The organism is Commensalibacter nepenthis, from assembly GCF_029953305.1.
GTDB lineage: Bacteria > Pseudomonadota > Alphaproteobacteria > Acetobacterales > Acetobacteraceae > Commensalibacter > Commensalibacter nepenthis.
Genome location: NZ_JASBAN010000001.1, coordinates 1,626,843 through 1,648,014, shown reverse-complemented (window position 1 = coordinate 1,648,014; position 21,172 = coordinate 1,626,843). Strand labels below are relative to the sequence as shown.

At 39.1% G+C, this 21,172-nt stretch carries 15 protein-coding genes and 1 pseudogene; 6 read left to right on the top strand and 10 right to left on the bottom strand.

Going from position 1 to position 21,172, the window contains the following annotated elements:
• The first annotated feature begins 5 nt into the window (after positions 1 to 5).
• From hpnI to hpnK, 3 genes are all read left to right on the top strand, one after another.
• Positions 6 to 1,187 carry a bacteriohopanetetrol glucosamine biosynthesis glycosyltransferase HpnI gene (gene hpnI, locus QJV33_RS07685; RefSeq protein WP_281462770.1) on the top strand — a complete coding sequence of 394 codons (1,182 nt, stop codon included), beginning with the start codon at positions 6 to 8 and terminating at the stop codon, positions 1,185 to 1,187.
• A gap of 73 nt (positions 1,188 to 1,260) precedes the next feature.
• Positions 1,261 to 2,682, top strand: coding sequence for a hopanoid biosynthesis associated radical SAM protein HpnJ (hpnJ, locus tag QJV33_RS07680; protein ID WP_281462769.1), 1,422 nt, complete (start codon positions 1,261 to 1,263; stop codon positions 2,680 to 2,682).
• Between the two features lie 24 nt (positions 2,683 to 2,706).
• Complete coding sequence (gene hpnK, locus QJV33_RS07675) at positions 2,707 to 3,561, top strand: hopanoid biosynthesis-associated protein HpnK (protein ID WP_281462768.1); 855 nt, start codon at positions 2,707 to 2,709, stop codon at positions 3,559 to 3,561.
• A gap of 15 nt (positions 3,562 to 3,576) precedes the next feature.
• Here the strand turns inward: hpnK and trxA are convergent, their stop codons facing one another.
• From trxA to tsaE, 4 genes are all read right to left on the bottom strand, one after another.
• Positions 3,577 to 3,903: a thioredoxin gene (trxA, locus tag QJV33_RS07670; protein WP_281462767.1), complete on the bottom strand. Its 327-nt coding sequence runs from the start codon at positions 3,901 to 3,903 to the stop codon at positions 3,577 to 3,579.
• A gap of 69 nt (positions 3,904 to 3,972) precedes the next feature.
• Positions 3,973 to 7,539, bottom strand: coding sequence for a double-strand break repair helicase AddA (gene addA, locus QJV33_RS07665; RefSeq protein ID WP_281462766.1), 3,567 nt, complete (start codon positions 7,537 to 7,539; stop codon positions 3,973 to 3,975).
• Positions 7,539 to 10,586, bottom strand: coding sequence for a double-strand break repair protein AddB (addB, locus tag QJV33_RS07660; RefSeq protein ID WP_281462765.1), 3,048 nt, complete (start codon positions 10,584 to 10,586; stop codon positions 7,539 to 7,541). Before addB ends, addA begins: the two co-directional genes overlap by 1 nt.
• Before the next feature lie 46 nt (positions 10,587 to 10,632).
• Complete coding sequence (gene tsaE, locus QJV33_RS07655) at positions 10,633 to 11,082, bottom strand: tRNA (adenosine(37)-N6)-threonylcarbamoyltransferase complex ATPase subunit type 1 TsaE (protein WP_281462764.1); 450 nt, start codon at positions 11,080 to 11,082, stop codon at positions 10,633 to 10,635.
• A 222-nt stretch (positions 11,083 to 11,304) separates the two neighbouring features.
• Here tsaE and QJV33_RS07650 point away from each other — a divergent pair, with 222 nt between their 5' ends.
• Positions 11,305 to 12,321, top strand: coding sequence for an NAD(P)/FAD-dependent oxidoreductase (locus QJV33_RS07650; RefSeq protein WP_281462763.1), 1,017 nt, complete (start codon positions 11,305 to 11,307; stop codon positions 12,319 to 12,321).
• Between the two features lie 26 nt (positions 12,322 to 12,347).
• Positions 12,348 to 13,478, top strand: a complete 1,131-nt coding sequence (alr, locus tag QJV33_RS07645) for an alanine racemase (protein WP_281462762.1) — start codon at positions 12,348 to 12,350, stop codon at positions 13,476 to 13,478.
• 273 nt (positions 13,479 to 13,751) lie between these two features.
• Here the strand turns inward: alr and QJV33_RS12030 are convergent.
• The 4 genes and pseudogenes from QJV33_RS12030 to QJV33_RS07620 form a co-directional block, all read right to left on the bottom strand.
• Positions 13,752 to 14,512 (bottom strand): annotated as a pseudogene (locus QJV33_RS12030) (IS5 family transposase).
• Between the two features lie 331 nt (positions 14,513 to 14,843).
• On the bottom strand, positions 14,844 to 15,152 hold the full coding sequence (locus QJV33_RS07630) for a hypothetical protein (RefSeq protein WP_281462759.1): 309 nt from the start codon (positions 15,150 to 15,152) through the stop codon (positions 14,844 to 14,846).
• 305 nt (positions 15,153 to 15,457) lie between these two features.
• Entirely contained in the window at positions 15,458 to 17,278 is a 1,821-nt protein-coding gene (gene typA, locus QJV33_RS07625; RefSeq protein ID WP_281462758.1) for a translational GTPase TypA, read from the bottom strand.
• Between the two features lie 112 nt (positions 17,279 to 17,390).
• Positions 17,391 to 18,419 carry an adenosine kinase gene (locus QJV33_RS07620; RefSeq protein ID WP_281462757.1) on the bottom strand — a complete coding sequence of 343 codons (1,029 nt, stop codon included), beginning with the start codon at positions 18,417 to 18,419 and terminating at the stop codon, positions 17,391 to 17,393.
• A 272-nt stretch (positions 18,420 to 18,691) separates the two neighbouring features.
• Between QJV33_RS07620 and QJV33_RS07615 the strand changes: the two genes are divergently transcribed.
• On the top strand, positions 18,692 to 19,234 hold the full coding sequence (locus QJV33_RS07615; RefSeq protein WP_281462756.1) for a bactofilin family protein: 543 nt from the start codon (positions 18,692 to 18,694) through the stop codon (positions 19,232 to 19,234).
• A 50-nt stretch (positions 19,235 to 19,284) separates the two neighbouring features.
• On the opposite strand, the gene QJV33_RS07610 is transcribed toward QJV33_RS07615, so the two are convergent.
• The gene (locus QJV33_RS07610; protein ID WP_281462755.1) at positions 19,285 to 19,866 is read right to left on the bottom strand and encodes a GcrA family cell cycle regulator; all 582 of its coding nucleotides are present in this window, start codon (positions 19,864 to 19,866) and stop codon (positions 19,285 to 19,287) included.
• Between the two features lie 66 nt (positions 19,867 to 19,932).
• Positions 19,933 to 21,108 carry a ribonuclease D gene (gene rnd, locus QJV33_RS07605; protein WP_281462754.1) on the bottom strand — a complete coding sequence of 392 codons (1,176 nt, stop codon included), beginning with the start codon at positions 21,106 to 21,108 and terminating at the stop codon, positions 19,933 to 19,935.
• Positions 21,109 to 21,172: the final 64 nt, after the last annotated feature.

Here is a 21,172-nt window from a genome sequence, read left to right as displayed (position 1 = left end):
AAACTATGTTTGGTTCATTATTTAAACTTTCTAAATCCAATAAATTATTATTAGGATGTGCTGCGTTAGGATGTGTTCAAGCAGGTATTGGAGCTTTATTGGTTCATTATTTTAAAAAAAACTATAAAATAAACAACCATCATAGCACACACCCCTTACCCGCGGTTACAATATTCAAACCTTTATCAGGTAAAGATCCGTTACTTTTTGAAGCATTACAAAGTTTTTGTGAACAAGATTATCCAAAATTGCAAATTATTTTTGGACTACACCATACCAAAGATAGTGCGTTACCTGTTGTTAAGAAACTGCAAGAACGATATCCCAATATAGACATTGATATTGTTATTAATTCAGATATTCACGGATGTAACCTCAAAGTATCAAACCTTATCAACATGTCTTCGGTTGCAAAACACGATATTTTTCTGATATCTGACTCGGACATTCATGCGCCAGACAAGAATTATATCAAAGAAGTCGTCACAGAGTTACAAAAACCAAATATTGGTTTGGTGACTTCTTTATATAGCGGATTACCCTCTTTTGAATCTCGCGTGCAGCATATGGCCAGCGCACATATTAATTACAATTTTCTGCCTGGTGTATTGTTATCACGTTACCTAGGACGTCAAGATTGTTTTGGTGCTGCAATTACCATTAAACGTGACTTGTTAAATAAAATAGGTGGCTTTCAAAGCTTGGTTAAGCATGTCGCTGATGATGCTGTTATTGGTCGTAAAGTCCGCGCACAATCGCTTGACATTGTGCTTTCACCCAGCATTGTACAAACAACAATTGTTGAAAAAGATTTGTTCTCTTTATATGAACATGAATTACGCTGGAATCGCACAACATTCACATTAGAGCCAGTGGGCTTTACCTTTTCTTTTCTGCAACTCCCCTTATTTTGGGCTTCTTTGGCGATTCTTTTCAACCCATTAACCTCTATATCTTGGGTATTTTTTATAGCATGCTGGGCATTCAAAGCCCTTTGTTGTACTGCGATTAATAAAAAATTAGACTATCCTTGTCTTCCGACTTTATCATTATTGCCATACAGGGATTGGTTCTCTGCCCTTGTAATGTTCAACAGTTTTTTTGGTACGAATGTCACATGGCGTGGACAAAAAATGACAATTAAAAAACATCCAGAGTTCCAAACCACCACATATGATGATATATAACCAAATCAATTAATTATATTCAAAACTACATATTTCCAATCTGCCAAGTAACAATCAAAGGATAACTGCTATCATGATGAAGACGCTCTTTCTACAACCACCCTCTTTTGAAGGTTTTGATGGTGGCGCAGGCTCTCGTTACCAAGCAAAGCGTGAAATTAAATCTTTTTGGTATCCAACTTGGTTGGCTCAACCAGCGGCATTAATCCCAAATAGCCGTCTTATTGATGCGCCTCCTGCGAAAATGGGAATGGAACCAATCTTAGCTGATGTTAAAAATCGTGACTTAGTCATTATGCATACATCAACACCCTCTTTTTCATCTGATGTCAAAGTGGCAAAAATGTTAAAAGATGCCAACCCATCTGTTAAAATCGGTATGGTTGGTGCAAAAGTGGCTGTACAACCTCAAGAAAGTCTTGAAAAAAGCGATGTTATTGATTTTGTTGCCCGCAATGAATTTGATTTTACCATCAAAGATATTGCTGAAGGAATGGATTTCAAAAATGTTGATGGTATTTCTTGGCGTGATGGGAATGGTCAAATCATTCATAATAAAGACCGAGCCATTATTGAAGATATGGATTCATTGCCATTTGTTACCGAGGTTTATAAAAGAGACCTTCGTATTGAAGATTACTTCATTGGATATTTAAAACACCCTTATCTTTCTTTATATACAGGTCGTGGATGTAAATCTCATTGCACATTCTGTTTATGGCCACAAACCGTTGGTGGGCATAAATATCGTACTCGTAGCCCAGAACATGTTGCTGCTGAAATCCGTTTGGCTCAACAATATTTCCCACAAGTTCAAGAATATTTCTTTGACGATGATACCTTTACCGATGATCTTCCTCGTGCGGAAGCCATTGCAAAAGAATTGGGCAAATTAGGGGTTACATGGTCTTGTAATGCCAAAGCAAATGTTCCTCGCAACACATTAAAAGTATTACGTGACAATGGATTACGCCTCTTATTGGTCGGTTATGAAAGTGGTAATCAACAAATCCTTCATAATATTAAAAAGGGAATGCGTGTTGAGGTTGCTCGTGAATTTACCAAAAACTGTCATGAATTAGGCATTAAAATCCACGGCACCTTTATCCTAGGGCTTCCTGGTGAAACCAAAGAAACCATTCAAGAAACCATTAAATTTGCGACAGAGATTAATCCTCATACATTGCAAGTTTCTTTGGCTGCACCGTATCCAGGAACATTCTTGTATAAACAAGCAATGGAAAATGGTTGGTTAGACAAAGATCATGCTGAGTTAATCGATGAAAATGGTGTTCAAATCGCACCTTTACATTACCCTCATCTTTCTCATACTGAAATCTTTGATAGCGTTGAAACATTCTATAAAAAATTCTATTTCCGCGCGCCAAAGATTGCTTCTATTGTTGGAGAAATGATTACCAGCCCACAAATGATGAAACGTCGTCTCCGTGAAGGTGTTGAATTCTTCCAATTCTTACGTGATAGACATTCTTAATCTTTAAACGATCAAAGGTTTTTTGTGAGTAAACAAGTTTTAATCTCGGCTGATGATTTTGGATTGTCAGTCGAGGTCAACGAAGCGATCGAGCAAGCACATCGTCAAGGTGTGTTAAGTACAGCTAACTTGATGATTGCAGGTACTGCGGCAGAAGATGCTATTCAACGGGCAAAAAGACTGCCTAATCTGAAAGTTGGATTACATCTTGTGGTGATCGAAGGACCTGCTATTTTACCACATTCTGAAATTCCTTTGATCGTCGATAAAAACAAACTGTTCCCCTCCGATCAACTACGAATGGGAATAGACTATTTCTTTAAAAAATCAATACAATATCAACTTCGTAGAGAAATCAGAGCGCAAATACAAGCCTTTACAAATACAGGTCTTGTTTTGGATCATATTGATGTGCATAAACACATGCATTTACATCCTAGCGTTGGCAAAATGCTAATTGAAATCAGCAAAGAATTTGGCGTTCGAAATATTCGTGTGCCGTACGAACCTGTTACAACGCTCATGAAGATTGATAACTCCACATATAAAGATAATATTGGAAATTTATTGGTTCAATATTGGACCAATGTTCTGAAATATCAACTCCGCCGTGCAGATATGCGTTATTTAGACTGGTGTTTTGGGTTGTCTTGGTGTGGGCATATGAATTTTGATAAGATTTCGAAACTGCTCAGAAATCTTCCTAAAGGACATTCTGAAATATTCTTTCACCCATCAATCAGTCATGCTGGCTTATACCATGAATTGATGCCTGATTATGAGCCTACCAAAGAACTGGAGGCTTTATGTCATCCAGATTTTCCAAAGATTCTCAAAGAAAATAACATTACCCCAATAACTTGGGATAATGTCAATTAATTCGAATTGATCGACTTATAAAGCAGATTCAATCCATGATTTTAATTTATCTTTAGGTAAAGCACCAACTTTTGTTGCTACTGGAACCCCATCTTTAAATAGAATCATGGTTGGAATACCACGTACGCCAAAATTTGTTGGGGTATCAGGGTTTTCCTCAACATTGACTTTGGCAATCGTTACTTGTTCACCCATTTCTTTGGCAAGCTCTTCTAAAACAGGTGCGACCATTTTACAAGGCCCACACCATTCAGCCCAAAAATCAACCAATACTGGTTTAGAAGACTTCAAAACATCCGTTTCAAATGAAGCGTCTGTGACTGCTTTTGTAAATTCACCCATGCTTAATTCCTTTATCATTTAAACAAATCATTAATGATTAATTTATACATAATAGCGACTATTTAAGAATCAAGAAAGATTATCTTTTACCGTTGGGATATAATTCATTAATAATTGCTCTGGTAAAAACATTATTTGAGCCACATCCGTCCAAACAATCAAAGGTTTTATTTGGTGTTTAGGATATAATAATTTTAATAACGCCCAATAAGCCGCCATTTGTTTTAAATAATTTATGGGTGTTTCTTCGGGTTGGGTGGGGACTTTACGTCCAGACTTAAAATCACATAATAAAATTTGATCGGGCAAGATACGCATCCGATCAATTTGTCCCGTCACAACCACTCCATTGACGGTGCCTACCAAGGGTTGCTCTACCAAACTTTCTATATCAAACAAAAATTTTAATTCAGGATGCTCGATAATCCGTAATACTTGTTTGACCAAATAGTGAATTTCTTTGAAGGAAAATTGTTTTTCAAGCGGTGTTAGCCAATGTAATGCAATATCAGCACGGGCTTCTTTTGGACAATCGGGTAAATATTGCAACAGCTGATGCACCAAACGCCCACGATATAAAGGGTCTCTTTTTGCTTTGGTTTGTAAAGGGGAAATAATAGAAGGCACATCTCCCATTTCAATTCCTTCTGGACGACTAGGCGCAAGATGTGCTGTAGGTATTTTTTCAGAAGCAAGCGGCTTTGCAACCCAGCCACTATCTTGCCCCATCCATGCAGGCAATGTGGCTTCTTGCTTCGTTTGTTTAATTACGTGCTTATCTTGAATAACTGATTTATTAGAAGAAATTACTTTCTGTTCAATCCACAGATGTTCCCCTTCCCATCCACCAGAAAAATCTCGTGAAGAGGCATGTAACTCCCTCAAAGCGATAACGCTATGTTTATACCAATTCCCAATCGGCAACTCCTCAAGCTCTTTTTGCTCTTGAGTTGGTTTCTGCCAACCACAAATTAATAACCACTCACTGGCACGCGTCAACGCCACATAAAGCAAACGATTACTTTCTGCCTCATCACTTTGTTTTTTCTGTTCTTTATCCAACTGACTTTCAGCAATATCAAACTGCTTTTGAGGGATATATAACGGCACGGTTAACCCCAACGCAGGATCATCTTTCCAAATTAATACTTTATCTGATTGAAACCCTCCCTGCTTTGATGCAACATTCATCGTATCAGGTAAAATAACCAAACGCCCTTGTAAGCCTTTGGCTCCATGCACCGTCATAATCCGCACCATATCCACACTTGATTCTGCTTCATTTTTTATCATGCGTTCGGATTGCTTTAACCAATATAAAAACCCTTGCAAAGATGGGGTGTGCAGCGTTTCATATTGTAAAGCCTGAGATAATAACTCATCAATCGCCTCAATCGCCTCCCCACCCAATCGCGCAAGTAATTTTGTGCGCCCTCGATGTTCTCCTAAAATCTCGACTAACAAAGCGTAAGGCGTGACAAAATCAATCCTTAAAAATAAATTGGACAACATTTTCCACACTGCTGTCCAATCTGGTCGTTCCTCGTGCCTGATAAATAAAGTCCCCCACAGGCTTTGTCCGTTTTTTCTGGGAGCAGCCAGCTCCATTAAACTATCTTCGCTTAATCCACCTAATGGAGATTTCAATACGCAGGCAAGTGCCAGATCATCTTGAGGCAATAATAAAACTTCGCATAAAATCAATAAATCTTGAACCGCTAATTGATCCAATAATTGCGTTTTAACCAAATTCGCCAAAGGTATATTTTTTGATTTTAATGATCGTATTAATGCTTTGGAAAAAACTGAGCGTTTACGAATTAAGATTAAAACATCTCCAGCTTGAATAGACTTACCCCCATAAGGAGGCTCTTTTCCAATTTGCTGAGATATCCAATCCGCTAAGGTTTCAGCGAGAATACGCTCTGCGCTTTGATGTTTTTGATTTTGTTGTAAAGGCTGCCACAATTCCATGTCGGCTTCTTTATCCAACGCATCAATGCGCGTTAATGGCCACAGATCAATACGCCCAGGAGCATTTTCTTTTGCCGATCGATGTGCAGGAAACTGATTTTCGCTACCATTTCCTGATAATCCTTTCAACTCTTGTTGAGGGGCAAATACCTGATCGACAAAATCGAGAATAATTTGACTGGATCGAAAAGAAACCCGTAATTGTGGGTCTTCCCATAATTGATCTGCTTCTAAAACAGTACGCTTAAATATTTTTTGCCAACTTAAAAATTCTTGCGGTTTTGCACCTTGAAAAGAATAAATGGATTGCTTGTAATCCCCAACTGCAAAAACCGTTCTGGGATGCGGTTGGTCCTCGTCCCGTCCCATACCCGCGAAAAACTCTGTCGATAAATCCGCAGCAATTTTCCATTGTTCGGCAGAGTTATCTTGTACCTCATCCAACAAAATGTGATCCAATCCGCCATCGAGTTTATATAACACCCAAGCAGAACCAGGATCATCCAATAACATCAAGGTATAAGCAATTAAATCATTATAATAAAGTGCGCCTTGCGTGCGTTTGATCTCTTGATAGCGTTTCCAGATCGGTGCAAAAACATTCATCAATGCCAGCGTATATTCATACACCGTATAAATATTTAACTGATCAATAACTTCTAAAATATATTGACCTTGCTCAATCAAATAAGGCGCAATATCGTCATCATCTGTTTTATTGCCTTTGATCGATTTCAGTTCCATTTTTTGCGTCAAAAAACAGCTGGTAAAAAAATCCCATGTCTCAATTCGTTGCTCTGTGGAATATTCAAGCCATTTTAATACAGCCTCAGCAATATCCCTTAACCGTTTAGAATTTGCCTCAAGAGCTCGCAATAAATAAGTTTTAAACTCTGCTTCATCTCGCCATTTTTGACAAACAGACTGTAAATATTTCTCTTTACTTGAACAAGCTAATTGTAATAAACGACGTAAATATAACGAAAAACTACCCTCTTCAATCAGTTGAAAAACAGGAGGGAGAAAACGTTGATTTTGTTGTAACTCTTGTAAAATCTCTAAAAAATTCTGGCTGCTGACAATTGGGCTTAAAATTTGAATATCTTGTTCTGAAGCCAGATGAATTTTCTCATCAAATGCTCGTTTGAACGCAAGGATATTATCCCCTTCCTCGATAATTTTAAATTGGGGACTGATCGAGGCTTCCAATGGAAATCGTTGTAAAATAGATTGGCAAAACGCATGGTTCGTTTCAATCCGCATCCCTCCTGGCAAATCCAATACTTGAGCAAATAAAGCCCGTGCTGCCTTGCGCATCTCTTCATTGGGTTCGATCTCTAAATCCAATAAGGCTTGATTAAGCTCTTGTTCTGAATATCCCACCCATTCACTTAATTTACGTTGCAACCGAATAGCCATTTCCGCAGCAGCTGCTTTGGAATAAGTCAAACATTGAATTTTTTGTGGGTGCGTTCCAGGTTGTAACGTGCCATCTCGGGCTTTTCGTGGCAACATCAAACGCAATAAACGATCGACCAATAACTTCGTTTTACCACTTCCCGCAGAAGCAGACACAAAGACGGAAATCGTCGGTGTCGATGCCAATCGTTGTTGAGCATTTGCTTCATCAACAGGCGTATTCATCAACAATTCCAACTGCATCACTCGTCCCCTGCCATGCTGCTCCACTCCAGCACTCTGGCCAAATGGGTATAATCGCCAAACCGAGGAATGCCACCGCTTGCAGATTTATCAAATAAATAAGGTCGTGGGCGAGATAAATAGGGTTGTTCAGGATCGTTATAGCGTTTAATCAGGCGAATTAATGCTTCCCAATATTGTTGGGATAAGAAATAAACTTCGTTTTCCATCGTGATTTCAGAGGATTTCTTGGTAATTGTGACTTGCTCATCATTATCCAACCCTCCTTTGAGTTTCCAATAATAAAGCTGAGTAATAATCTTACCCGCCATATTCTGACCAAAGGCCCCACGATAAATCATTGCAGCTTCTAGAGGTAACTGTGGAGCAGAACCATTTTTCACACTGGTAATGGATGGTGTTTGTCCTGTCTTATAATCAAAAATTTCAATCGTGCCGTCATAATTGAAATCAATACGATCGGCAATACCGCGCAAAGTAAAAGATATGCCCGCCTCCTCGGCAAAATCATACGCCCCTGAGATTTCAGAATAAACACACCCAAAATTCTTTTGATTCCGTCTGGCTTGCTCTTCTTGATAAACCCATTGTGCAATCTTGATGACTTTGGATCTCCACCATTCTCGCATCGAAGGAATAATATCACGCCTTTCCTCCAATGCTTGGACCATACACTCCTTTACAATTTGTTTATCCCAGCCAATTTGTTGATAGGCTTTTTTCAGCCCTTCATGAACCACATTCCCAAAAATACTGGCAGAACGATCTTCTTCCAAACCAACGATTTTCCTGAGCTTTAAAATCCGTTTTGCATAAATCTCATAAGGGTCTTTTAACCAATACTCAACATCGGTAATCGAAATCGTCTTAGGTCGCCATTTTAAAGGAGGCATAGGACTTGGAGCAAGAACAGGTTGCGCAGCTCCTTTGGGTTGATCCAATAATTTTGCCCATTCCAACGCTGGATGTTTTGCAATAACACTTTGCCGTCCTTTTAACCATGCTTTTAAGCGCGTAATCCACCGCGATGGCACAACAGGAGCGTTATCTCTTTGCAAAGGTACCGACAATATAATTTCTGGAACCGAGCAACAAATTAACATAAAGTCATATGCTGAACGCCCGACCTCTGCATCAGGCAAAGGAATACCAATTTTACTGCGCATGGGTCTGCTGATCCAAGGACCAGAATCAATCGTGGGCGGCCAAACACCTTCGGACAATCCTCCTAAAATAACCATATCCACGACTTGCAAACGCGCTTCAATCAATCCCCAAATATAGACTCTGGGATGCAATTCTTTGTCTTTACGTCCCCGCAAAACTCGACGCGTATGCACAATCATCCCTGTATAAGATGCGTTTAGAATTCCTTCAAATTCTTGCAACGTAATCTCTGTTAAAATCTGTGCCTCAGCAATAAGATTCCGTAAATGTTCAGCCAAAATATTCCCTTCTTCAGCTGTCCATAATAAATCCTCCCCTGCTTGCTTACTATTAGAAGTCAACGCTTCCACCACTTCGACCAAAGCAATCGCCCATTGACCCAATGGGCGTTTATATTCCCCCTCTTGTAAAGGAACCATGAATTTTTCGAGCAAATGGATCAGGTTTAAAACCTCATAAGCATGGGATAAGAATTGTAAAGATTGTTCACCTAAATGTTCTGGATGTGTCAGCTTAAGCTCTGCAATTCTTTGTCGCGTTGCATAGCCAATCGTTTCCAAACCTGATGCTGCAAATTGCCGTAAAATATTAATCTCAAGTAACCGCGTATATTCACGACAAGTCTTATGCGCATATCCGCAGCAAACAAAAGGATGTTTCAATAATGCCAGCAACGAAACAGGTGTAAATTTTTCTATACATGCCCGCAACACAAGACTGAGTAAAATCGCTGCGGGTGTTTTATATAAAGGCTCGCCCGCACTATCATCCGCTACGATCCCCCACCGTCCTAACTCCAACGCAACACGCATAGCAAGATTACGATCTGGTGTTACCAAAGCCATTCTTTTATCAGGTTGCTCCAAAGCATCCCTTATCATCAATGCTATAGAGACGGCTTCTTGTTGTTGATCGGTAGATTCGGATAAATAACAACCTGGCAACATCACAGAATGTTGCCCTATTAACCACTGATCCAATAACTCGGCAGGCAATAAGATTTGTTGAAATGCCTTAACTCGTTCATTGGGAACAAACATTGTCTCTTCTTGCCAATATTGCAAGTCAGAGCGTTTAATCCCCAGCGCGATAAACATCTTTGCCATCTCCGCATATGGATGCGTCAGTGCCAAATCCTTCCAAATAGCTTCGGGCAAGTCTTCCTGTATCCCCGTGATAATTAATTTGCCATTGGGTAGATTCATAATCGAAGATAATAATTCCACCACCGCAGGGCGCGCATCAATAAAGCCAACCGCCCAGACTGAGACAGACGCACCAAATTCTTGCCAATATTTAGCTTGTATACGCAGCAACGCCACTTTCCGAGCAATTGGATTCATCACTTGATTATCAAGCAACCATTGCGGCCAAATTTCTGTAACAATACTTAGGAATTGCAGAATATTTTGCCAATGTTGTGCATATTCTCCTTCAACCGCTTTTGGTAATGTGTCTTTTAAAGAACAATCTGCCCATTCTGCTTCATCCATAAGTTCCGCCAAAGAACATGCCAGCTTCCATATTTCTCCAGCTTGTTCTTTATACTCCAAAGACTGATCCTTTTTCATAATCAGCTTGGTTAAAACAGAAATGCGTAAAATCGGATCAACGGACGGAAGCAACGCAAACGCATGTTCTCCCTTTAAGATCAACGCCGATTCATCAATTGCCCCAATGGACATAATCCGAGGCAGTAAAGTAGGTTTTCCTTTGGTAATCCTTAGAAACGTATCAATTAACGCTTTGACCGTTCTTTGATTAGGAACAAGAATTATCCCTTGACGGATCATCTCTGGTTGGTCTTTCGCTTCATCAATCCATCGTTTTGCCAAGATTTCTAAAAAAGGCATATTAAACGGTATAGAGATTACATTCATGCCGCAATTATTTCCTGTTGTACCAAAATCAAAGATGTTTATATTGTCATGACAATAAAGAGAGGCGATCTTTCCAACCTATTAATTTTGCTTGTCGTAACGTTTTTGACTGAATGGAAAGATGAATTTGCAAGCTATCTTCTGGTAACCAACTGCCTAAGCGTTCTGGCCATTCCACCAATGTCACTCCTTCTCTGGCATCATCCCAGTCAAGTTCAATTAATTCTTCTTCATCTTGCAAGCGCCACAAATCATAATGATACAAAGAAAAATTAGGCGCATCATATTGCTGTACTAAGGTAAAAGATGGGCTAGGGACTTCCATTGCTGGGTCGTGGCACACTGCTCTTAATAACGCACGTGCCAAAGATGTTTTGCCAACCCCCAATGGACCGAATAATAAAATGGAATCTTGCTTTCTGATCTGCAATGCAATTTTTTGTGCTAATGCCTCTGTCGCTGCCAAATCTGGCAATGCGTAAAGTAACTCATCCATCTTTTAAATCCTTTTCCCAACAACTTATCACAAACATATGCAATCATTTTCTGTATTTTTTCGCATATAGAGTTGCTTATCCTTTATAAAATGGTGTTATACATATTATATTACAAAGGGAAGTTATTTATAAAACCATTATTCTACAGTATATTGCGTTTTTTAAGGATACATACCAAATCAATAACCATTTTTATGATGAATCATTAAAGGTCAAAAGCTATGACAAAATCATCCATCTCTACTGATGTTGCCATTATTGGCGCAGGTCCAACAGGATTATTTGCCGCATTTGAATGTAGCATGTTAAAAATGACCTGCGTTCTGATTGATACTTTGGAACACGTAGGGGGACAATGTTCAGCTTTATACCCAGAAAAACCCATTTATGATATTCCTGCACATCCTGCCATTACTGCACAATCTTTAATTGATTCTCTTGAAAAGCAAATTGAGCCTTTTTCTGTCCCTCGCCTACTGTCCAAAACAGTCGTAGAGTTAAAAGGCGAAAAAGGTCATTTTACCCTTATCACACATAAAGGCGATGTAATCTATGCCAAAGCCGTCATTATCGCTGCAGGTGCTGGCTCTTTTGGTCCTAACCGCCCACCTTTAGAAAATATTGAACAATTTGAAAAGGCAGGAAATATTCATTATTATATTCGATATAGCGATCAATTTATTGGCAAAGATATTGTCATTGCTGGTGGTGGAGATTCCGCTGTTGATTGGGCATTGGCATTAAAAGACAAAGCCAACTCTATTTCCTTAATCCATCGCAGAGACCGTTTCCGCGCAGCACCCGAAAGCCTCTATCGTTTAGAACAAGCAATTAACGAAGGAAAAATACAAAAGCTCGTTCCTTATCAACTCCACGCATTACAAGGTGAACAAAATAGTTTAAATGCCGTTGATGTAATTTCCTTGAACGGCGACATTCAACACTTAAAAGCGGATCATTTGCTCGCTTTCTTTGGGCTGACAACCGATTTAGGATCTTTGAAATCTTGGGGCATTGAAACCAATCAAGGACGTATCCCCGTCAATCAAACAACGTTACAAACCAGCAAAGAAGGCATTTATGCAGTAGGCGATATTGTTCAATACCCTGGTAAGTTAAAACTAATCTTGCAAGGGTTCAGTGAAAGTGCGATGGCAGCACATGATGTTTATAGCGTTGTCTATCCAGATTTAGCATTGCATTTTGAACATTCCACCACCCAAGGAATTCCTCAGTAAACTTTGATTTCTCTAGGTCTTTACAGATGTCACAACCCTATTCTCTTATTGATGCCACTTTATTTACCCAACATGCTGGTGCTGAACTTTATATTAATTTATCAGCAATCGTGCAGAATTATCATTATCTAAAACAAAAAGTTACCCCAGCACAATGTGGAGCAGTTGTAAAAGCCAATGCCTATGGGCTAGGAATGATCCCAGTTGCACAAGCATTAGCCAAAACTGGATGTAGAGAATTTTTTGTTGCGCATCTTGATGAAGGAATCGCTTTAAGAAGTATTTTAGGAAAAGAATATCTCATTTATGTTTTGCATGGCGTTCCTCATGGAACAGAATCCATCTATTTAGAACATCATCTTATCCCCATCTTAAATGATGTTCATCAGCTACGAAACTGGGTATCCTTATGTAAAGACCACCATAATTCGTATCAAGCTGGCATACAATTTGATACAGGAATGTCCAGATTTGGAATCGGACAGGATGAGCTTTTTGAATTGCAACATATTGATTGGAATATATTTCAACCAGCATTAGTGATGAGCCACCTGGCTTGCGCTGATACACCCAACCATCCTGCCAACCAACAACAGCTGGAACAATTTCAAGCATTAAAGCAACTTGTCCCCAATAGTCGAGCCAGCCTTGCTGCATCTAGTGGTATTTTCTTGGGCAATAATTGGCATTTTGACCTTATCAGAGCTGGGATTGCCCTCTATGGCGGAAACCCCATACCAGATCAACCAAACCCAATGCAAAACGTCATTTCTTTACAAGGGAAAATCATTCAAACACGTTATATTCCCAAAGGGGCTTCTATTGGTTATGGGGCAACATTTACCGCACCTAAAGATATGCGATTGGCATTAATCTCTATTGGCTATGCTGATGGGTTTTTCCGTGCTTTCAGCAATAAAATATCCGCAATCAGCCCTAAATTTCCTACGATTCCACTTGCTTTATTAGGGCGTGTTTCGATGGATTCTTTGTGTCTTGATATTACTGACCTGCCAGAAAATGGTATACAAATCGGGGATAAAATTGAAATAATAGGGAACCATTACCCCATTGATATCCTTGCTCAACAAGCTGATACCATTGGATATGAAATATTAACATCCTTAGGTAATCGATATCATCGTATTTATACTTAATTTGTTATCCTAGTAAAAAGTAAAACCAAACAAATTGCGGGGATCTATTGTCAGTATTCTGGCAATATTACCATCCAAATAAGTAATAAATATCGATGAAAATGCGGTATGTGTGTATTCAACCTTTGATATTGTGATGTCTTGTTTGTCTTAAACATCTGAAAAAAGATAGACATTTGAGCAAATTGATCGTCTTCATCAAGATCAAACCATATAGCAATTTTATTCATAATATTGGCTTGAATAAAACCATGATTCTGCTAAGGTCAGGACTCATTCATTGAGATAAAAGATGACACCTGCAGGGATGCATATTGCGGAAAGGAAGGTATGAGCGTATCGGTCATATCTCGTGGCGATACGTCTCCGATGCTTGAGTTTTACAAATATATTCTCAACCTTATGATGTAATTTATAGATTGTCTTGTTAAAGAGAATGGTTTCTGTTCTAGCTTTTCGAGAAGGAATGCAAGGCTTGATGTTTCTATCACTCAAGGCTTGTCTGAACCTGTCCGCATCGTAACCTTTGTCAGCAATGAGCTCTTGCGCATCTAATAGAACTGGTAACAGAAGAGCCGCACTTTTGTAGTCACTCCTTTGCCGTTATGATAATAGCAAGCATATCGGTTTTCCATCTTGATCACAAATCGTATGCAACTTTGAGTTCACCCCCCTTTCGTGCGTCCTATGCGACGGGGCACATCCTCTTTTTAAAAAGGCTCGCTGCTATGCGATGTGCTATTGAGATGGGGGGCATCAATCATGATGCGTTGAGGCGTTGACCCTTGCCCCGCAAGTGCTGCAAAAATGCGATCAAACATGCCCAAGCTGGCTCTAACGGATGAAATGATCATATAAGGTTTTTATGACCCATAACTCACTGGCGCATCTTTTCATTGCAAACCATGTGTAATACCATAAATAATCCCGCTAATAACGCCTCTATCATCAACATGTAAAACTCCATGCGGCAATAAAAAATAAGGCAATATCATCGCTATCTGCTCTTCACTCAATAAAAATAAATCACTCATCGGCTACCTCTGTAACATCAATGAATCACAAGGCATTTAAAATGGGAACTGACAAAATTAATAGGTCATGACCCTAGATCAAGTTAAAAGATAAATTGCTGAAAAACGAAAAATAATCTGTCATACAGAGGATGAAAAACCAAGTTGGATTTAGTATCAGAATCAATAAACCCTGTCACAATCATATGCTTTAGCTTTTCTTGTGTTAAGCAGCAAATAAAATTTGTATCAATCATTTTTAAAACCATACACGCCCTACAACAATCACAAAAAAAAAGGATAGTCAAATGACTACCCCTTCTTCTTGAAAATTACCTAGGAGAAGCTAGGATTATTCTGCTGCTGGAGCTTCTGAACCTGCTTCTGGAGCTGCAGCTTTTTTGCCATGATGATCTTTTTTACCATGATGATCTTTTTTGCCATGATGATCTTTTTTACCATGATGATCTTTTTTACCATGATGAGCAGGAGCTTTACCTTCTGGAGCAGCAGGAGCTGGGGCTGCTTGTGCAGGAGCAGGAGCTGCTTGTGGTGCAGGAGCAGCAGGAGCTGGAGCTGCTTCTTGAGCGAATGCAGGAGCTGCGAAACCTAATACTGCTACAGTTGAAAGAACTGCTGAAAGACGAGAAAATAATTTCATTTTATATCACCAAAGTTTGAAAAACGGGATCGAAAACCAAGTTGTTTCGACATGAGTAAAAACTAACATAATGTTTTTAGCATGTCTTATTTTAAAATTTGGATTTTGTTACAATTTATTACAATTAGACCTTATTTTGGTCTTATTTCTTTTTATTTGCCACGTTTTTTTTAATTAAATTGGCATATTTTAGTCATAATCATAAAAAATGCTTTAAAAGCATATGCTTATCATAATACAATTTGTTACAAAAAAAGCCACCTTAAAATGAATTAAGGTGGCTTTTTAACATTTAGTTACAATAATTAGCCAGCTTTTTGGCGAGAATTCTTTTTGCGATCATGAGGATTTAAATAAAGCTTACGAATACGCACTGCTGATGGAGTCACTTCGACCAATTCATCATCTTCAATATAGGCAATCGCTTGCTCCAAAGACATTTTACGAGGTGGAGTCAACAATAAAGCTTCGTCCTTACCCGCAGCACGAATATTGGTTAATTTCTTTTCTCTGACTGGATTAACGTCCAAATCATTTTCACGAGAGTGCTCACCAAGAATCATCCCTACATAAACTTTTTCACCAGGGCTGACGAATAATGTTCCACGATCTTGTAAAGAGAATAAAGAATATTGAACTGCCACACCATCTTCAGCAGAAATCAATGAACCATTACGACGACCCGCAATCGGACCAGCCCAAGGACCATAACCAGAGAATAAACGGTTCATAATGCCTGTACCACGTGTATCGGTTAAGAACTCACTGTGATATCCAATCAATCCACGAGATGGAATTGAAAAAGTCAAACGTACTTTACCACCACCAGATGGATTCATATCTTGCATTACCCCTTTGCGAAGAGATAATTTTTCAACAACCACACCAGAATAAGGTTCATCAACATCAACCAATACTTCTTCGTATGGCTCTTCTTTTTCACCAGTTTCTTCGTTGATTTGCGTTAATACTTTCGGACGACCAATTGTTAATTCAAACCCTTCACGACGCATGGTTTCAATTAACACACCCAGTTGCAATTCCCCACGTCCAGCAACTTCAAACGCATCACTTTCATTACTGTCTGTCACCTTAATCGCAACGTTACTTTCTACTTCACGGAATAAACGTTCACGAATCTGACGAGAAGTCACTTTTTTACCTTCACGACCACCCAAAGGACCATCGTTAATACGAAAGGTCATAGACAAAGTTGGCGGATCAATCGGTTCAGCGTGTAATGCTTCGGTAATTTCAGGAGACGCAATTGTTTCAGAAACCGTTGCATCAGAAAGCCCCGCAATCGCCACAATATCCCCTGCTTGTACTTCTTCGACCGGCACGCGATCCAAACCACGGAAAGCTAATAACTTACTGACACGACCTGTTTCAACAATAGTACCATCCATACGTAATACACGAACTGGCATATTTACTTTTGCAGTACCTTGCTCTACACGACCTGTCAAAATACGACCTAAAAAATTATCAGCTTCTAGAATACTGGCAACCATTGCAAAAGGCGCGTTTTTATCAACATTTGGTGCAGGGACATGTTTTACAATCAAATCAAACAAAGAACTTAAATCTTCTTTGTGACCATCCACCACATAATCTGCCCAACCTTGACGACCAGAAGCATAGAGCATTGGGAAATCAAGTTGTTCATCATTCGCACCTTGCGCTGCGAATAGATCGAATACTTCATCATGCACTTCATCAGCACGTGCATCAGAACGATCCACTTTATTCACAACAACAATCGGACGTAATCCACGTTTAAGTGCTTTGGCAACCACAAATTTAGTTTGTGGCAAAGCCCCTTCAGCAGCATCAACCAATACCACCGCGCCATCAACCATCGACAAAATACGTTCTACTTCACCACCAAAATCAGCATGGCCTGGGGTATCAATAATATTAATACGTACATCGTTCCACGTCACAGATGTACATTTTGCCAAAATGGTAATACCACGTTCACGTTCCAAGTCATTACTGTCCATCGCACGTTCAACAACATGTTGATTTTCACGAAATGTCCCAGATTGTTGTAATAATTGATCCACAAGGGTTGTTTTGCCATGGTCAACGTGCGCAATAATGGCAATGTTACGGATTTCCATAATACTCTATTTTCTCCAATAAAATTAATTCTCTATGCCTTATCCACAGCATAAATATCTTTGCAGTTACCTTTAACCTCTATCACGTCAGAGGACAAGATAACTTTGCATATTAAAAATTCATTACTTCTTTTAATTCAGGCAATGGTCTTGCACCAAAATGAGAAATAACCTCAGAAGCAACCACGCTTCCTAAACGTCCACATTCTGCATACGTACGGTCTGTTGTCCATCCTGCCAAGAAACCAGCGACATAAGCATCCCCTGCACCTGTTGTATCCACTACAACCGTAGGAACACAAGCAACCTCTACTCGCTCATTCTCAGCAACAATCACACTTCCTTTTTCCCCACGTGTTACGACAACGATGGGGGCATCCTTTGCGGCTTGTACAATCGCAACTTCAAAATCTTCTGTTTCATATAAAGCACAAATTTCATGCTCGTTTGCAAAAACCATATCCACACGTGTAGATACAAAATCTTTAAATGCTGCTAAGTGACGTTGTACACAAAAAGCATCAGAAAGGCTTAATGCAACCTTTTTACCTGCTTTATGTGCCATATCTGCTGCTTGATAAAAAGCTCTTTGTGCCAGCTCACCATCAAATAAATAGCCTTCTAAAAAAGTGACTTTAGCAGCACTGATTACTTCTTCAATAACATCTTTAGGCTTAAATTGAGTACAGGCACCCAAATAAGTATTCATTGTCCGCTGTCCATCAGGGGTCACAAAAATAATAGAACGTGCAGTCAATAAATCGGCATTCCCTTTGGCTTTTAACGGTTGAGAAGGAAAATAAACCCCACCTTGTCGAATATCTTCCGCAAAGTTTTTACCCAAGCTATCATCTGCAACCTTACCAAGATAAGCGGCCTTTGCCCCCATTAATGCTGCCACAAAGCATGTATTCGCCACAGAGCCACCGCTCATTTGTTTTTCAGGCTTTACCAATGATTTTAACTCTTTGGCACGGTGTCCATCAATCAGTGCCATCGTTCCAGGCACCATTCCATGTTGTTCTAAAAAATTCGAATCGACTTGAACTAGGATATCAACAATCGCATTCCCTATACCTACAATATCAAATTCTGTATCATCTGTTTGTTTACGACCCAAGATTTCTCTGAAACTTCTCATCTTTACTTCATTTTCCTTTTTCTTATCGTAATTAATCAAAAAATCACGACAGCAACTCTTTTTCTGCATTGTCTTGTTTAAAAACAATATCTAGTTTTTCGTTATTCTGATTATGAAAACCTAGATTTAATCATATTAACTGGTATATAATTATTAATTATGATTTACAATTTTAACCTTAATCAACTATATGAAGATTAGTGTTTTAAAGAACAACCTTATAATCATACAATCTTTATTTTATCCCAAATCATGATGAAGGCTCTAACTTTATGAAAAATAACTTACCCCCAACATTAGAGAAGAAACTAATTAACCGTAATACACTCCTTCCCAATACAGAACGCACTTATGGTACAAATAGTTCTTTACATCATGATAATGCATCTCATCGTCGCACCCTTGCAATAGGACAAGGAATTCGTATCCAAGGCGTAATAGAAGACGTTGAAACATTAATTATCGAAGGCACTGTCGAAACCAATACAATTAAAACAAAAAAAATCATTGTGCAAAAAGCAGGTCTTCTTAAAGGCGAGGTCGATTCTCAAGACATCGAAATTACAGGCACTTTAGAGGGAAATATTGTTGCACAAGGAAACTTGGTTGTAACAGCAACAGGTCGTTTAATTGGCAAAGCAAAATGTCGTCGCCTAAAAGTCGAAGATGGCGGACAAATTACGGGGCAAATTGAGATGATTACTGCTGACAAGCCCAAAGCAACAATTAGCCACTCTGAAACCGAATCTAAACATAACGAAGAAACTTCTATTGCTGACGAACTTCTAAATACAGTTGAGCCTAAACTCGACTAATGTAACTTATTGTTTCTCTGAACCATTAAAGTTGAGAGAAACAAAATACATTAAGCAACGTTATTTTTACGATCTCTTAATTTAACATAGGCAATTTGAACATGCTCTAAGCAATAAGGCTTGCCAGGAATGGCCTTGGCACCACAAAAGTGAAAATCCTTAGTCCCAGGATCCCCAATAGGCCAACAACAATCCGACATTGAACGTCTCTTTGGTAATTCCACTGGCGTTGAAAACTCAATTTTTGTTTTCTTTGCAGGTTTAACCTCTTTCTTTACAACAGGTGCCACCATCTCTAACTGTGTAACTTCTGCGGTTTTTGCAGAATTCACAGCTGGAGCAAGCTTTTCTTTTTGAACTTTTTCGATTTTTTCTGCTTTTGGCTTTGCAACTTTTACAGCTTTTTCTTCTGGTTTACGCTCAGGTTTTGCCGCAACTGGTGCTACTACTTTTTCCTTTTTAGCGGCAGCTGCTCTACGAATCGGTGAAGGTCTCCCTTCCAAACCCAAACGATGCGCCTTGCCCACCACTGCGTTCTTTGTCACATTCAAATGTCGCCCTATTTCAGCAGTAGACAACCCTTGCGCCCATAACTCTTTTAACCGTGCTACGGCTTCTTCATTCCATTCCATAACGCTTACCGTCCCCTTAATATCGATGTCATTTATACAATTAGTTATTCTCAAGCTGAAAATCAATTAACGTTTGATTAATTCTATTTTTTGATCTCGAACCCCTAAAATGAGTTGCCCATTGCAAAGGTCAATCGCATCCTGTCCGAATACATCATGTCGCCACCCAGATAATACAGGCAAATCACGTTTTCCCAATGCCAGTTTTTCAATATCTTTGCTATCAATAACTAATTTCGGAGCTACTTGATATAATTCACATTTAGCCTGCAGCAATACTTTTAATAAAGAAATCATTGCTTCAGACGGTTTTCTCTTGTTCGATTCGACTGGAATAGGCAGAGGCAATGATTCAACATCCGTATTTTTTACAGTTTTTATCACTGTCAACAAATTTCCACCTTCTTTCCCCTCGGCGAACCCTTGTGAAATGCCACGAATACGAGACAACGCTTTAACACTATCAGGTAAAGCAGCAGCAATCGCAAGTAGACTTTCATCCTTGACCAAATGTTGCCTTGGGATATTCAGCCTTTGTGCTTCTTCTTCACGCCACTGAATAATAGCGTATAAACATCCCAATACACGACGATTATTCGTCTTGGGACGCAACCGTTTCCATATCTTTGTTAACGGCGGTAAAAAGAAATTGGGATCAGATAACACATCTATTTCAGCGGCAACCCAGCTTAGTCGATTCGTATCTTGCAATTTCTGCAATAAAACAAGGTAAACATCCCACAAATACGTCACATCTGCTGCCGCGTAATTTTGTTGTGCCGCTGTCAAAGGGCGCATCGCCCAATCACTAAATCGATGTGATTTATCGATCGTTACTTTTAATAACGATTCAACCAAACTGTCATACCCAATTTGATTCCCAAATCCCGCCACCATCGCTGCAACTTGTGTATCGAAAACAGGCGCAGGCAATACACCCAGTAAATGTAAAAATATTTCCAAATCTTGTTGCGCTGCATGAAAAACCTTTACAACCGATGACGCAGTTAACAAAGGTAATAGTAATGATAAATCAATATCAGGTGACAATATATCCAATAAATATACAGTTCCCGTTCCTGCCATTTGCACCAGACATAATTCAGGCCAATAGGTTTGTTCTCGAACGAATTCCGTATCCACTGTAATGAATTTTTCTTGTAATAAAGATGCAACCATCTTCTGTAACGACTCATTGTCTATAATCATCACAGGCTTAGAAAATTTTTGTAAATTGGTCATATACTTTTAAAAATTAATTTTTCCGAAGAATAAATCTATCATATTTCACTTTAGTTCTAAATAT